This window comes from Ulvibacterium sp. (genome assembly GCF_965228935.1).
Classification (GTDB): Bacteria; Bacteroidota; Bacteroidia; order Flavobacteriales; family Flavobacteriaceae; genus Ulvibacterium.
This window is the reverse complement of the sequence record NZ_OZ245846.1, coordinates 4,681,599-4,696,312: the sequence shown is the minus strand read 5'-3', so window position 1 is coordinate 4,696,312 and position 14,714 is coordinate 4,681,599. Positions and strand designations below refer to the sequence as shown.

Here is a 14,714-nt window from a genome sequence, read left to right as displayed (position 1 = left end):
TTCATTGCGTTCTTGCAAAATCCAGGCTAAAAACTATAGTCAGGAAAGGTTGCCAATTGCAAACGCCTTCAATCATCGACTTTTGTTTCTTTTCGATTTTCCTATGAACTTTATAATCCTTCCCCATTAAGCTTTCAAGCACTGACCGTTGCCACACCTTCATTTGTCTTTCCAAGTCCACTGCAATATTGGGGTAGTCATCTATAAGATTATTCGTTTCGCCGGGATCGTCTTGAATGTTATATAGTTCCTTTGCAAGTTCGCTGTTACGATTGGCTATGACCAGCTTATAGCGATTGTCAAGAATGGCCCGGTCTCCCGAATAATCTTTTTCATCAATTGTTTTGTGGTGGAAATTTCTAAATGTTCTTGTGAATACATCGCCGGACTTCTTTACCAAAGGTGTGGCCCCTACTTGTAATTCAGGTTTAATATACTGATTCGTATCCGTAAGGTGTGTGATATCGAAATTCCAGAAACAGATGGGCTTGGGACGCTCTTTCATTTCCCTTTGTACTACCGGTATGAGGCTTATTCCATCCAAAGGCCGATCCGGTAGTTCAAAGCCGATCACTTCGGCCAGGGTCGTAAAAATATCTGTGGTTACCGTATGTACATCCGAAGATATGGGCCCAGATATTCCTTCCGGCCATTCAATGATGCCCGGGACTCTTGTACCCCCTTCGTACACCGTACCCTTTAAACCGTGGAACATAGAGTTATACAATCCGCTAGGGGGAATTCCATTGTCGCCACAATACCAAATGAGCGTATTGTCCCTTATCCCTTCCTTTTTTAGGTAGTTTCTTAATTTGCCAATGGCCCTATCCATGGCAGTAATCTCCGCAAAGCGCTCTTGCAGCACGGAATCCAAAGGCCTGTTGACACGAGTTCCGGTTTTTAAAGAGGTTAAGCCTACCAGCGTATTACCAAGACTATCGGGAAGGTTTTTATAGAGTGCCAGATCTTCTGGCAGTGCCTGATACGGTTCATGTGGCGATCCGAACCATACGACGGTAAAAAATGGGATGTCCCTTTTTTTTGAGTCGCTGATAAAGGAAATCGTCTCATCGATAACAACTTCAGAACCTTCACCCTCCATTTTTATTGGTGGGGCACCATTTCTGGAAAGCATGGGATCCATCTCAAAAAAATTATCATGTGATACCCATGTATCAAATCCCATTGCCCCCGGGTTGGTAGGAGATGTTGCTTTTACCGGCCCCAAATGCCATTTTCCAAAATGGGCCGTGGCGTAGCCTTTGTCCTTGATCAGTTGGGCCAAGGAAATCTCCTCGGGCCTGATCGACCAACCTGGTGTAAAAGTTCCATATCTATTGGGATGTCTTCCCGTAATGATACTGCCCCTGGTAGGTGAACAGGACGGATGGGCTGAATAAAATTTATCTAAAACCATCCCATTTTTGGCCATATCATCCAACACGGGCGTTTTTAGAAAGGGGTGTCCATTATAGCCCGTTTCCTCCCAACCATGGTCATCTCCCATCAGCAAAATGATATTGGTTTTATTTGTTCGATGATCATCAAGGTTTGCTTCGGAGGATTTTGAAATGCACCCCAAAGAGCAGCATGCTATGAAGAATACAAGAATAATGGCCAAAAGCGCTTTCATACTATTCAATTTATAAGTTCTAAGATGGCCCTTGCATAACGCTTTCCCATTTCCCGCTGGGCGGCCGAATTAAAATGGAGGGAATCCCCTTTATGTTTCAAATCAAAAGTTTCGATGACCTCGCAAAAATCATCCGATGAGGCATAGGCTTCAATGGACGCATTGATTTGGTCCCACTGCTTCTGTTGAATACCAAAAGACCCCAATTTTCCCACTACTATCGGTAAACTTGCCTGTCCCACAATCGCCCTGAGCCTTCCGAACAAGGTTCCCATATTTTCTAGATGTTCTTCTTTGGTTCTTCCCTTATGGGCATCGGACTCGCCCTGATGCCAGAGTATCCCTTTTAACGTTCCGTGTTTTTGTGATGCCTTGACCCGTTCCCTGAAATTGCTGGAAAGTGCCACACCACGCCATGTTTCATCATTGATCCATTGTTCAATGGAGCTCCCTCCCACAGCTGTTGGAATCAGCAGTATGGAGACCTCCAGCGGTACATTTTTCAGCATTTCCAGGCCAAACGACATCCCGCAATCCAATCCAGCTCCTGATGGTTCATAAAAATGTAAGGGCTCCTGGGCAAGGACAATGTCATTCTTGTTATTGATAGCAAAAATTCTATTGTTCCGGATGGTGTCGCGGGGTTCTATTGTTCCGCGGCCCGTCATATTGGATTGACCGGCCATTACAAACACCCATAGGTTAGATTGTTGTGGTAATTCCAATGTCTGTTTCTGTCGGGATGTTCCGGTTGTTTCATCACTATTGGTATTTTCACCGCATCCTATCAGGACAATCAGAAACAAAAGAGATTTTAGAAACTTGCACATGTTTTAGTCTTATCTCGAAATTTTCAATTTATTGTCATTAGGATACCTTTTTAAAGGTACTCCTTTGTAAAAATCATTGCCCATGGCTGAAAAAACCAAGTAATCCGAGGAAGGCGTTCCCGTTGCCGAATACAATAGTATAGGGCCTTTTTCTTCCATCCGCAAAGTAATTGCATTGGCTGAGGTGTCCAATATCTCTACCGTACTTGGAGACAGGTACTTATCGGGCCTACCAATAACCGCCCACTGATTTTTGATCGGACATAAAAGGAAAAGCTTATGACCAAATCCATCTATTTGGAATTCTAGCCCTTGTCCATTTAGTTTTTTGCCTGTTTGCTCCTTCCAATCATAAATGACCAACCCTTCTTTGGGCATTTCCCATGGGCCGGTATAAGGCTGTATCATTGCAGATGCATAGGTGTAATCCTCCTTTTGTATAGAGCCCCTTAAGGGTTGGGTGGCCTTAATGCTCAGGTTATAAGCGGTAATGGCACAGGCCTTGTTCTTTAAGGGAGCTATGGTCCTGTAGACGTTCCCGAACTCATAAAGTGCATCGTTAAAGATACTTTCAGGTAATGGCACGGCAGGGGCTTCAGGCCTGACCAACAAGCCATCTTCATAACACAAAGGCATAATCACTTCTTTGTTGAAATCAGCAGGGTCGTCCGATACATAAATCGGGCCACCAGACATTGCTTTGGTAACGGACATGCTCTCCCTTACTTCTTGATCCGAGGAATGGAACATATCATGGTCCGGCCATAGGGTTTGCCCAAGCCAAAGTACATTAAAGATCGATTGCAGAATCTGTGATTTTGAAGTGGGTAAATTATGCTTTTGATAATCGGGACTTGTACGCATAGTGGCACTGTTGGAGGCATTTAACATACCAATCGTGTTTTGGGCACTGCAATTCATAAGGCCGATGCCATGTTCATGGCAGGCCCTTTCCAGTGCCAGCACATTTTGCCGTTGCGCTTTGGAGGCATTGGCAAGTGCGGTGTACTCCAAGGTTGATCGGGATACATTGTCCGTTTTCATAAAATCGAACCCTTGCCCTTTTATCGTTGTGACGAGGTATTCATAAAATGCTTCGCTAGACGCCATATCGTCCTTTGGCAACAACCCTTTTTTACGATCGGGGTTGGGGACAAGAAACGGCACCAATTCTTGCATGGAATGGTCTATGTGTACTCCATTCCAGTGCGACAAAAAACCATGCCATATCCCCATCCATTTTACGGCGTCCTCCTTTTTTCTGGATATGATAGGTTGCCATCCGTTGGGAAATTTTTCCTTGTTCGGTGTAAATGATTTTAAAAACCCGGACTCATCGTCCTGATGTCCGTCATCAATCAAAAACCAACGGACCGGAACCCCTGAACCCTCAATCTTATCAATGGCCGATACCAAAATTTCTTCATTGATGTCTTTGCGATACTGCTCCCAAGTACACCAGCCTAAGTATTTTAAGGCTTCGGGATATTTCTTGATTGACCGAAGACTGCCTTCGGCTTTGACTTTATCATCGTTAATAGCCAATTCCCAAGTCTTTGCGATGGATTCATAAACATTTTCGGATTCATACCATGCGAGCAACGGAATATTGGTGTTTTCGGGTATGGATTCGGTTCCCAGTGACCCATAATCCAAAATAAGTTCACCATCTTCGGTCACCTCCAACCAACTTACACTAGCTTCGCCAGATAGTGGTAGGAGCGTGAGGTAATTTCCATTTGTCAACTTGAACATCATGGTCAATGCCCGGCGGTTGGGATCGGGAATCCTGGGAGGTGTTGGATTTTTTGGTGCAAAGATGGATGTAAGGTCATTTTTACCAGTCCATGGAAACATCCTATTACTGGCCCCAATCCACCGGAAGTGTTTGGCATCCGCTGCTACATGTACATATTTTTTGAACTCTGGTAGGAGAATTTGCCGCTTTGAAGGCGTATTCACCGCATCTGTTGATTCAACGACAATGACATTATCTTCTTTACCAGTGCCAATATCGATACTGTTGGCTATAGAAGAATCCATATCTTGTTTTTCACCACATGAGAGCAAAACACTAACAGTTAACATGGTTGTAAAAAACTTTTGTAATGGGAATGTTGGCTTCATTTCAAATCAAGGTTTGCATTATGAATCAAGGGCAAAGGATAAAAACACGCCCCAAAAACAGGGCGTGTTTCAAACTAACAAAACTCAAGCACTACTCTATTCCTTCCGGTTTGGTCTGGTTGGGATCCGTAAGTGGTGCGATATTGGTCTCAGAACCTGGATAGCCCATCGCCTGATTTATTTTGCCCAACGAATTAGCCCTTATTTCTTCCTCTTTGATAGGCCAATACACATGATAAGGTAATATTCTATAAATATTCGCCCCTTGTAGTATTTCGTCCCTATAAAAATGATTCCTGCTAATGACCCGATCATAGAACCAATTGCTCTGGTGCATATCATCCAAGGAATAGCCGTTCATTCCCAACTGGGCCATAATGTAAGCTACACGGGTAAGCTCGGTCTTTCTCGGGGTTTCCGTATATAATTCCCGGGCCCGTTCGTCAAATATATAGTCTATATCCACTGAGGCGGCTGGTATGGCCTGCGCCCTTTCCCTAACCACATTAACATCGGCAGTTGCGCTTGCCACGTTCCCTTTCCACCAATGGGCCTCCGCTCTAAGTAAATACAGTTCCGCAAGTCGAAAAACATATTCATCACTGGATGCCCTTGCTGGACGGGGATCTCCCGTTTCATCAATATAAACCATTTTACTATACGCTATGGGATACCATTGACGAATATCCGTAACTGAGGCTGGGTCAAAGGGTTGTCCAAAAAAATCTGAATTTGGGTCGTTATAGACATAACGTTCCATACCAAACCAGTTGTTTTGTGAATATCTTAAATCGTTGGGATCTTCGTCACGTAGGTCGCGGAACTCTTGGGAAGGTACCATTCTTCCCACGCCACGCCCTAATTGCTCGATCATTCTAAGCCCGGTACCAAAATCAAGATCGGTACAGGCCCGTGTTCCGTTGGGATCCCTTGCCTGCCACCAGACCGGAACATAATCCCTCATTTTGGCAGTACCTACATTGGACACATTCCCCTCGGTCAGATGTTGATCTTGTACCACCAGGATAGCTTCCGTATTTTCCGCAAGGCTTTTGTTGAATTTTTGATGTAGATCCCATATGACATCAAACTCTGCCGGATCTAAAAACGAATATCCGAAGAACTGTTCTTCAGTGGTTCCAAAGCGAGCGGTCATCAAAGCGTATTGTCCTCCGTCAATAACTTTTGATGCTTCTGCGATGGCTTTGTCAAACTCACGAAGCGAAAGATAGCATTTCGTCAATAAAAAAGATCCTGCGGCACGATTAACGTCACCAGGTTCCACGAAATCTGGCAGCCATTGCACTGCAAATTCAAGGTCTTCGGTAATCTTTTCAAGAATTGTCTCTCTGGAATGCGAATAAAAATCGAGCTTGGGGGATGAAATCTCCTCTAAATGTAAAGGCACATCTCCAAATTGATGGACCAACCTATAGTACCAATAGGCTCTGCCAAAGTAGCCTTTGGCGAGCAGCTGATTCTTTACTTGCTCCGGAGCCTCTATGGGACCGACCCTGTTTATGATCAAATTCGCATCTTTAATACTTTCCCAGGCAAGATTCCAATAGCTACCGACGGCTCGATCTTCCGTAGAATTGGGGCTCATTTGCAGTTCAAGGTTGTGGGGAACGTTTGCAGGCGGCGCTCCATTGACCGTAAAATCCGAAAAATTCCATTCCCACATTAGATTATGGTCGTCAACTCGGGCGTATTCAGTTCTAAAACGGCTATTCATACTAACCACAACGGATTCTAGTCCGGCTATGTCAACAAGGGTATTTTCCGGAGTAAAGAATGATTTGGGATCCGGCTCCAACCGTTCTTCCGAACAACCGAACGCTAGAAATAGTAGTGCAACAAAGCTATATTTATATATTTTCATTTTTTGTATGTTTTTAATTAGAAACTTAAATCCAAACCAAATGCGGTAAGAAGAGGTGTAGGGACACCCGTTTCCACGTCCCACCCATACTCCCATCCTCCCAAGGAAAATGCCGGAAGGTTCTGAACATTGGCATAGAGCCTCAAAGACTTGATATTGAACTTATCCAATATAGTCTGGGGAAACGTGTAGCCCAAGGTTATGTTTTGTATCCTTATGAAAGATCTGTCCGCATACCAATTGGTTTCAGGTGAGGAATTCTTCGAATCCAATCTGGCCCATTCATTAGTAGGGTTGTCCGGTGTCCAAAAAGGTGTCTTTATCTTGTTGAGCCTTTGTTGCTGGACGCGAAAATTAAAATGTTCATCATTTATACCCTTATAATCCAACAGGGCGTTCGCGAAAATGGACAGGTCAAAATTCTTATATACGAAATCGTTCCGTAAACTGGCCCGATACTGCGGTAGTCTATTCCCCTGAAAGACCTGATCGTCAAAATCGATAATCCCATCATCATTGACATCCAAAATCTTAAAGTCACCGGGTACCCTGCCATAGGTCTCGGCCTCTGCTTCTTCACCTACCTGCCATACGCCAATAATCTTATAGTCAAAGATCTCGTCTATGGCATGGCCTATATACCAATCGTTCTCAATATCATCCTCTTCCCGTTGACCAATTACATTTCCATCATCATCCAATACATCCACGATATCCCCATAAAGGCTCTTGATTTTGTTTCGGTTAAACGAAAACACGACAGCTGATGACCATCTAAAACTATCATTGTCAATGTTCACAGTATTGAGGGCCACCTCAAGCCCTTTGTTCTCCACTTCGCCGAGGTTGGCAAATACATCCTCAAAACCTGTAATCCTTGGCAATGATCGCTGAAGCAACAGGTCATCGGTCAGACTATAATACGCGTCTATAGACCCCGATATTCGGGAACCGAAAAGACCAAAGTCCAAACCTGCGTTATAGGCTTCCGTGGTCTCCCATTTCAAATCCAAATTAGCGAGTTCTGAAGCATTGACCCCTATTACGGTAGATCGGTCATAGATGTAGGGAACACCTTGTAATCTGGACAAGGCAGAATAGACCCCAATATCCCTGTTTCCGTTCCGCCCCCATGATGCTCTTAATTTAAGATTATCCATAAACTCCGCCTTTTCCATAAAACTCTCCTCAGATAACCTCCATCCCAAAGAAATGGACGGAAATGTAGCCCTGGGATTATTCACTCCAAATGCTGAATAGCCGTCCCGTCTTACCGTGGCGGTCAAGTAATAGCGATCGAGTAGGTTATAGCTGAATCTTCCCATTATGGCATCGGCGGTAGAACGTGTATCAGCGGTATCATCATCGGTCAGGACAGGGTTGGCACCGAGTGCCAGGTTATGGTAGGATAGCCTATCATTGGGACTGAATTCAGAATTGGATTGAAAGCTATTAAATGTCTCCGCTTCTTCAATATTAAACAAGAAGGTTACATCAAAGTTGTGGACGTCCCCAAAGGTCTTGTTCCAGTTTAGGATGTTGTCCACCATCCATCGTTGACTAAATAGATCCCTCCTGGAACCCACATCGCCCCCTTCTCCCAACGTAGCTATCACGGGTATAAATCGATAATCTTGGATATAATTGGCACGGTTGGACCAATTGACCCGAAACGAAAAACCATAGGGTAATTTCACTTTTGCAAAGATGTTTGTAAAAAGTTCTCGCTGCTTGAAACTATTATCTTCATACTCCCATAAAAAAGGGTTGGGGGCCAAGGCATCATCATAGGGAAAATGCCTAAATTCCCCATCTTCATAGAACAAACTGCCGTACGGGCTTTGCCGATCATAAATCAGCAGATGGTCGGGCAAATTCCTGGGAGCCGTTCGGGTAAAGGCCTGTAAATTAACGCCTGCCGACAAAAAATCACTGATTTTCATCTCCAGGTTAAGCCTTCCTCTAAGGGTTTCATCCTTTTCGAAAAGCAGTATCCCCTCATTGCTTACATGGCCCAAGGACGTGTAATAACTTACATTTTTCGTCTTACCGGAAATACTTACCGTGTTATTGGTCCTAAGGCCAGTTTGGAAAATGATGTCCCTCCAATCCAATATATTGCCTTGCCTGAAGTTTTCCTTTTCAATATCGCTCATTTCCAGTCTATCCAACCATATTTCCACAGGATCGGTCTGTGTTCCCCCAAGCCCATCATATTCCAACCAATCATTTAAGGTTACACCATCTGGTAGGTTATTGGGATCCTGATAATAGCCCAATTCGTTTCCTCCATCTATTACGTCGAAGACTTGCCCTTTGTAATCCAAATATTCGCCCGGGCCGTAGACCTCTTCTACACTACCGGCATGCGCAAAACCTACTGCACTCCGTAGGTTTATAATAGGTTTTCCGGTTGTTCCTTTTTTCGTGGTAATAATAATTACCCCGGAGGCTGCCCTAGATCCGTAGACCGCGGCGGCACTGGCATCTTTCAATACATTGACACTCGCAATATCCGCCGGATTGATACTGGAGATACTCCCTTGAAAAATAACGTCATCTACTACCAAAAGGGGCGCATTATTTGCCCCAAAGGTAGGGTCATCGTCGCCCGTCCTAAATGAGGTAATCCCCCTAACGATCAAGCTCGAGTTTCCCGAAGGATCGGTACTTGTTCCCACATTTAATCCAGGTACGGCCCCTCTCATCAATTCGGAAACATCGGTTGCCCCTGGCTGGCGGTCTACAGCCTTTTGATCAAAAGAGGAGACCGCCCCCGTTAAATCTTTCTTGACAGCAGTACCATACCCGATTACGACTACCTCGTCCAAGGATGCCGCATCCTCTTGTAAACGGATTTGTAAATTCTCATCCTGAGTGATGGTAAAGCGCTGAGGAGAGTATCCTAAATAGGTAACCTCAAGAACCCCTCCCTCCGGAACGGTTATTGTGAAATTACCATCAAAATCGGCCTGGGTTCCTGTTGTGGTCCCGACAACGAACACACTGGCCCCCGGTAAGGGCACATCATCCTTGTCCGTAACAATACCGGTAATCGTATATGTCCGCTGATCCGTGCCCGAAGAATCAGGTGCAATGATCACAATTTTTTTGCCTTTAAACTCCAACTTGAAATCCCTTCCCGAAAAACAGGCTTCCAATAATTTATTGGCCCGAATAATCCCTTTTTTTAGTTGTACTTTGGGTGCATCCTTAAAAAGATCTTCTTGGTATATAAACGTATAGTCGGTCTGATCTCGTAGCAAATCAAAGACTTCATCAATAGAGGCCAACTTATCTTCATCAATGCGGATTTTGGTGTTTTGTGAGAAGATATCACCCGTTGTGAACCCGAATACTGTGGAACAAAGCAAGAATATAAAGGTTCTCATGATGAACTTCAGTAGCTCTTTCCACTTACGGAAAAGATGGTTGGTAAATTTAATTTTCATAAATTTGAGTATTAGTTGGTTAAACATTTTTAATCAATTGATTCAAAGAGGGGATAATAGCAGCGTACTGTCCAGGTATATACTTTATCCCCCTTTTCTATTTTATCGTAATGGTTTTATTCTTTATCTCATAGGCATTTATAAAATTAGTGCTTAAAATACTGTTTAATATTTCCTCGATAGCTTCTTCTTTGCTTAACACACCATTGAACTTCACGGTCTTAAGTTCTGGCCTGGAAAACAGTATGTCTACATCGTACCACCGGGAAAGTACCTTGGCAATCTCTCCCAAAGATTTACCCTTAAAACTAAAGAGTCCCTTTCTCCATGATGTTTCATAGGTCACATTGGTGTGGTTAATGCTAATACTGTTATTCTTAAGGTCCAAATTAGACTGCTGATTAGGCTCCAAGACCCGCTTTGCCGTGGCCGTACCAATGGTTACTTTACCCTCTACCAATGTGGTATAAATATTCGTTTCGTCCTTGTAGGCCTTTACATTAAATTCCGTTCCTAGAACCTCTATCTCTTGGGATGCGTTTAAAACCTTAAATGTTGCTTCTTCATGTTCGGTGCTCGGGGAGACCTTAAAATAGGCTTCCCCATAGACCAACTCCACATTTCTTGCTTCCCCTTCGATAAAAGCTACAGGATACTTTAACTGGCTTTCCGAGTTAAGCCATACCAAAGTTCCATCTTCCAATTTTATGTGAAATTGACCTCCTCGTGGAATGGTCAGATAGTTATAGGCTATCTCGGTACTCGTTATATCGGAAGAATCGTAAACTAACTCTTCGCCATTGCTTTTTACGTTTTTTGTACGTATGGTTTTTCCTTTTTCCAAATTAATTTGCGAGCCGTCCTCCAGAGTTAGGATGGCCCTATCCGTACCCACTTTGATTTCATCACCAACCACCAAGGGGGGATTTGCCTTCTCTTCAATTGAACCTTGCCCATTTTCCGAAATCCCATTTCTAAAAAAGTATCCAATACCCATAAATATCAGGATTGCTGCGGCATACTTCATGAATTTAAATGCACTTCGCACCCTATTCCCCCTCTTTTCCCGATCTATAAATTTCAGTAATTGCCTTTTGGAATTATCCGTACCAAACTTTTTCATATTGAAATCGATCGCATGGTTGATTTTCAGATATTTTATAAACTCTTGTCTATTTGAATCGTTCTCCATCCATCTGGAAAGCTCATCCAGTTCGGAAAGGGATGCTTGTTTTGTTAAGTATTTTGCAATTAGGTTTTGAATGGTTCTCGATATCATACATTAATTGAAACGTGCTAATTTTGCACATCCCTTACTTTTTTATTAATTATTTTTATATTTTTTCAAAAAAATCATGATTATTTCAATTTTCATGTAATGAAAATCAATTATATTAATGAGATTACCTTTGTTAAAGGCTTAAAAAAGGGAGATTCAAAAGCATACACATATTTGGTTGAAACCTACCATCATAAGCTGTGCACCTATGCTTTTGGTCTTATCGGTGATTATGATTTATCCCAGGATATTGTTCAGAACGTTTTTATGAAAATCTGGAGGCAGCGCAAAAAATTAAAGGATGATATTGACTTAACAAATTATTTATACAAATCCGTTTATAATGGGTTTATCGACCAATACCGAAAAAAGAGACCTGTTTTTTCATTGGAAAAAGTACATATCGACTCGTTAAAGGTTTTTGTTCAGGAAGATTCCGAAAATTCTATGGAAAGACTCATTGTACATGTGAAAAAAGAAATTGAGAACCTTCCACCTAAATGCAAACAAGCTTTTTTGTTAAGTAAACAAGAGGGGCTCACCAATATTGAAATAGCCGAATACTTAAATATTTCTACAAAATCCGTTGAAGGCCATATTACCAAGGCATTTTCCATTTTACGCAAAACCCTTGATGCTAAAATGAACGGAATTTTCCTTTTACTCTTCGGAGTGGATTTAAGACAGAAGTCTTAGTCGAATAGTCAAATCAACAACTACGGTAGACAAAACTACTGTATATTATGCTGTTTTTTCGGTTTTGCAAAACCAACGTTTTATGGAACTGGCGCATGTAGATAATAGACACAGGGTCAATTTGAGTTTTATAAGAACAATAAAACTAAGCTTTTGTGCGCCTTAGGACATTGGTTTGAAATCCAGTTTTTAAAGTGGATTTTCCTTATGATAATTGACCAGCAACGAAACCACGGCATTGTAACTTTTAATACCCGCAGCTTGACTGTTTGCCTTAAGGAACGAATCAAAAATGGATTTGAAAACGGGTTCCAATGGATTCTCAAATTGTCTCCAGAATTCGGCCATTTCCCGGAAATTGCCTTGAACACCAGGATGCAATTGCGTATAAAGCTGTTCAAAAACGGCTTCGTCCCTTCTTTTGATTTCAGATAGGCAATAGCCCAAGGCATAGGCCGAAGCGGAATATTGAAAATACGGATCATTGTTGTATGCCGTGACCAGATATCCAATAAAATTGGTCTCGTTCTCGGCGGAATATCCTATTTGATGCCCAATTTCATGCCCAGCCACCACTGGAAACCTGAAATTTGGTAATCGACCGTTTACTTGACTTTCGTTCGTAAAGGGATTTAGATAGCCACCATAACCCATATAAGCCAATCCCGTGCTAAACAAAGAAGTTTTGATACTTGGCCTATCATAGGCCAGAAAAGGTAACGATTTTTCTAATTTTTGATACCCTTCAATGGTTTTTCCGAAAATCTCCCGCTTTGTATAAGGAATCTGTACGGGTTGTATTGAATCTCTGGTGATCTTCAATTGTAGGGCATTGGTCTGGGCGGTAAGCTTTTCGATCAGATCAATAAGTTCATTTTGGGTATGGGATTCCGGTAGACCTAACTTCTCTGCTATAGGTTGCCGGTAATAATTGAATCCCCATAGTAGGTGAAATGTAAAGTAGGCCGTGGAAAGCACCATGATTACATCCCGGAAAAACAGTTTGATATGGTTTTTGATATACTTTCGATTGACGATGAGATAACGAAAAGCAAAAAAAATCAATAAAAAATAGAGAATATCCCCGACGGAGAAAGGAACCCAACCAAACATCCACCGAAAGAATTTGGAAATCCAAGGATAGATACCCTCACTGTAATAGGTTTCAATAAATTGGGGATTAGCGCCTAGCACTTTGACCAAAACTATTTGGGGAATCAAAGCAATGGCAATACCATTTTTTAACCTATTCTTCATCCTGTCAAAAGTAGCGAATTCCTTTTTCTATCCGTACTTTTGAACGCTAAACAGTTTATGGCCATGAATGAAGCGATACGACAATTGGAGCCCCTTTCGATTTGGAACAATTTTGCCGATTTGAACTCCGTGCCCCGACCTTCTAAAAAAGAGGATAAGGTTGTACGGTTTATGATGAATTTTGGAAATTCCCTGGGACTGGAAACCTTTACGGATAGGATAGGCAATGTCATCATTAGAAAACCTGGAACAAAGGGAATGGAGAATCGAAAAATCGTTACCCTACAATCCCATTTGGATATGGTTCATCAAAAAAATGCGGATATCGATTTTGATTTTGATAGACATGGCATTCAAATGTTCGTGGATGGAGATTGGGTGAGGGCAGAAGGGACTACCCTTGGCGCGGATAATGGTATTGGAGTCGCAACTATAATGGCTTTATTGGAAAGTACGGATATACCCCACCCACCACTTGAGGCACTCTTCACCATAGATGAGGAAACGGGGATGACCGGAGCCATGGCCTTGGAAGGGGGTGTTCTTCATGGGGAAATATTATTGAATTTGGACACAGAGGAAGATGATGAAATTGATATTGGGTGTGCGGGAGGCATTGATGTGACCGCAACCAGGGAGTACAATGAAAAACCGGTTCCACGAGGCATTACAGCCTATGAAATTGAGGTGAACGGCCTACAAGGAGGACATAGTGGAATGGATATACACAAAGGTCTTGGAAATGCCAATAAGATTATGAACCGGTTGCTCTATCATAGTTCGGAGCAGTATCACGTTCGTATATCGGAGATAGATGGCGGTGGGCTTCGGAATGCAATTCCACGGGAAAGTTTTGCGAAAATAGTGGTGGACAAGTCGCAGACCAGGGACTTCGAAATCTCGTTTCAGGAATTACAACGGGATATTGTCAAGGAATTAGGGATTACCGAACCAAACTTACAGATAGGACTAGAAGAACTAAAGACCTCACCTAAAAAGGTTATGGGTCTAGGGGCGCAGGAAAAACTCTTAAAAGGGGTGTATGCCGCCCATAATGGGGTGTACGCGATGAGTGCCGCAATTGATGGTTTAACGGAGACCTCCAACAATATAGCCAAAGTGGAAGTAAAAAATGGACAAATTCAAATCGGATGCCTTACCCGGTCCTCAATAGATTCCGCAAAAATGGATTTGGCGCATGCACTTAAGGCTACTTTTGAACTTGCCGGATGCAAGGTTGCTTTTAATGGCAATTATCCTGGTTGGCGACCTAATCCGAATTCTGAAATCCTGAAGGTATTGGTCAAGAAGTATAAAAACTTGTTCAATGAAGAACCCGAGGTCGTGGCCTGCCATGCCGGACTGGAATGCGGTATCCTGGGACGGAATTATCCGAACATGGATATGATAAGCTATGGACCTACAATAAAAGGGGCACACTCACCGGATGAACGGGTGAGCATTTCGTCCGTTAAGAAGTTTTGGAGCTTCACCAAAGAAATTTTGAGGGATATCCCCAAAAAGTGACCATTCCAATCTTTTCCGGATAATTGAAGCA

At 42.7% G+C, this 14,714-nt stretch carries 9 protein-coding genes; 2 read left to right on the top strand and 7 right to left on the bottom strand.

Annotation, left to right across the window (positions count from 1 at the left end):
- Position 1 precedes the first annotated feature (1 nt).
- The 6 genes from ACO06Y_RS19720 to ACO06Y_RS19695 form a co-directional block, all read right to left on the bottom strand.
- On the bottom strand, positions 2-1,633 hold the full coding sequence (locus ACO06Y_RS19720) for a sulfatase (protein WP_422080758.1): 1,632 nt from the start codon (positions 1,631-1,633) through the stop codon (positions 2-4).
- A 5-nt stretch (positions 1,634-1,638) separates the two neighbouring features.
- On the bottom strand, positions 1,639-2,463 hold the full coding sequence (locus ACO06Y_RS19715) for a sialate O-acetylesterase (protein WP_422080757.1): 825 nt from the start codon (positions 2,461-2,463) through the stop codon (positions 1,639-1,641).
- A 9-nt stretch (positions 2,464-2,472) separates the two neighbouring features.
- Positions 2,473-4,506: a Sip1-related alpha-galactosidase gene (locus ACO06Y_RS19710; protein ID WP_422080756.1), complete on the bottom strand. Its 2,034-nt coding sequence runs from the start codon at positions 4,504-4,506 to the stop codon at positions 2,473-2,475.
- A 175-nt stretch (positions 4,507-4,681) separates the two neighbouring features.
- Positions 4,682-6,472, bottom strand: a complete 1,791-nt coding sequence (locus ACO06Y_RS19705; RefSeq protein WP_422080755.1) for a RagB/SusD family nutrient uptake outer membrane protein — start codon at positions 6,470-6,472, stop codon at positions 4,682-4,684.
- Positions 6,473-6,489: 17 nt separating this feature from the next.
- The gene (locus tag ACO06Y_RS19700; RefSeq protein WP_422080754.1) at positions 6,490-9,924 is read right to left on the bottom strand and encodes a SusC/RagA family TonB-linked outer membrane protein; all 3,435 of its coding nucleotides are present in this window, start codon (positions 9,922-9,924) and stop codon (positions 6,490-6,492) included.
- A gap of 97 nt (positions 9,925-10,021) precedes the next feature.
- The gene (locus tag ACO06Y_RS19695; protein WP_422080753.1) at positions 10,022-11,203 is read right to left on the bottom strand and encodes a FecR family protein; all 1,182 of its coding nucleotides are present in this window, start codon (positions 11,201-11,203) and stop codon (positions 10,022-10,024) included.
- 99 nt (positions 11,204-11,302) lie between these two features.
- On the opposite strand from ACO06Y_RS19695, the gene ACO06Y_RS19690 reads away from it, so the two are divergent.
- On the top strand, positions 11,303-11,899 hold the full coding sequence (locus ACO06Y_RS19690; protein ID WP_422080752.1) for an RNA polymerase sigma factor: 597 nt from the start codon (positions 11,303-11,305) through the stop codon (positions 11,897-11,899).
- A 189-nt stretch (positions 11,900-12,088) separates the two neighbouring features.
- Here the strand turns inward: ACO06Y_RS19690 and ACO06Y_RS19685 are convergent, their stop codons facing one another.
- Positions 12,089-13,156, bottom strand: coding sequence for a DUF3810 domain-containing protein (locus ACO06Y_RS19685; protein ID WP_422080751.1), 1,068 nt, complete (start codon positions 13,154-13,156; stop codon positions 12,089-12,091).
- 63 nt (positions 13,157-13,219) lie between these two features.
- On the opposite strand from ACO06Y_RS19685, the gene ACO06Y_RS19680 reads away from it, so the two are divergent.
- Positions 13,220-14,683 carry an aminoacyl-histidine dipeptidase gene (locus tag ACO06Y_RS19680; RefSeq protein ID WP_422080750.1) on the top strand — a complete coding sequence of 488 codons (1,464 nt, stop codon included), beginning with the start codon at positions 13,220-13,222 and terminating at the stop codon, positions 14,681-14,683.
- The last annotated feature ends 31 nt before the right edge of the window (positions 14,684-14,714 follow it).

Excerpts from the sequence above, each read along its gene's own strand:
- ACO06Y_RS19680 (WP_422080750.1), top strand. The coding sequence starts at position 13,220 with ATGAATGAAGCGATACGACAATTGGAGCCCCTTTCGATTTGGAACAAT.
- ACO06Y_RS19690 (WP_422080752.1), top strand. The coding sequence starts at position 11,303 with ATGAAAATCAATTATATTAATGAGATTACCTTTGTTAAAGGCTTAAAA.
- ACO06Y_RS19695 (WP_422080753.1), bottom strand. The coding sequence starts at position 11,203 with ATGATATCGAGAACCATTCAAAACCTAATTGCAAAATACTTAACAAAA.
- ACO06Y_RS19685 (WP_422080751.1), bottom strand. The coding sequence starts at position 13,156 with ATGAAGAATAGGTTAAAAAATGGTATTGCCATTGCTTTGATTCCCCAA.
- ACO06Y_RS19700 (WP_422080754.1), bottom strand. The coding sequence starts at position 9,924 with ATGAAAATTAAATTTACCAACCATCTTTTCCGTAAGTGGAAAGAGCTA.
- ACO06Y_RS19715 (WP_422080757.1), bottom strand. The coding sequence starts at position 2,463 with ATGTGCAAGTTTCTAAAATCTCTTTTGTTTCTGATTGTCCTGATAGGA.
- ACO06Y_RS19705 (WP_422080755.1), bottom strand. The coding sequence starts at position 6,472 with ATGAAAATATATAAATATAGCTTTGTTGCACTACTATTTCTAGCGTTC.
- ACO06Y_RS19710 (WP_422080756.1), bottom strand. The coding sequence starts at position 4,506 with ATGGATTCTTCTATAGCCAACAGTATCGATATTGGCACTGGTAAAGAA.
- ACO06Y_RS19720 (WP_422080758.1), bottom strand. The coding sequence starts at position 1,633 with ATGAAAGCGCTTTTGGCCATTATTCTTGTATTCTTCATAGCATGCTGC.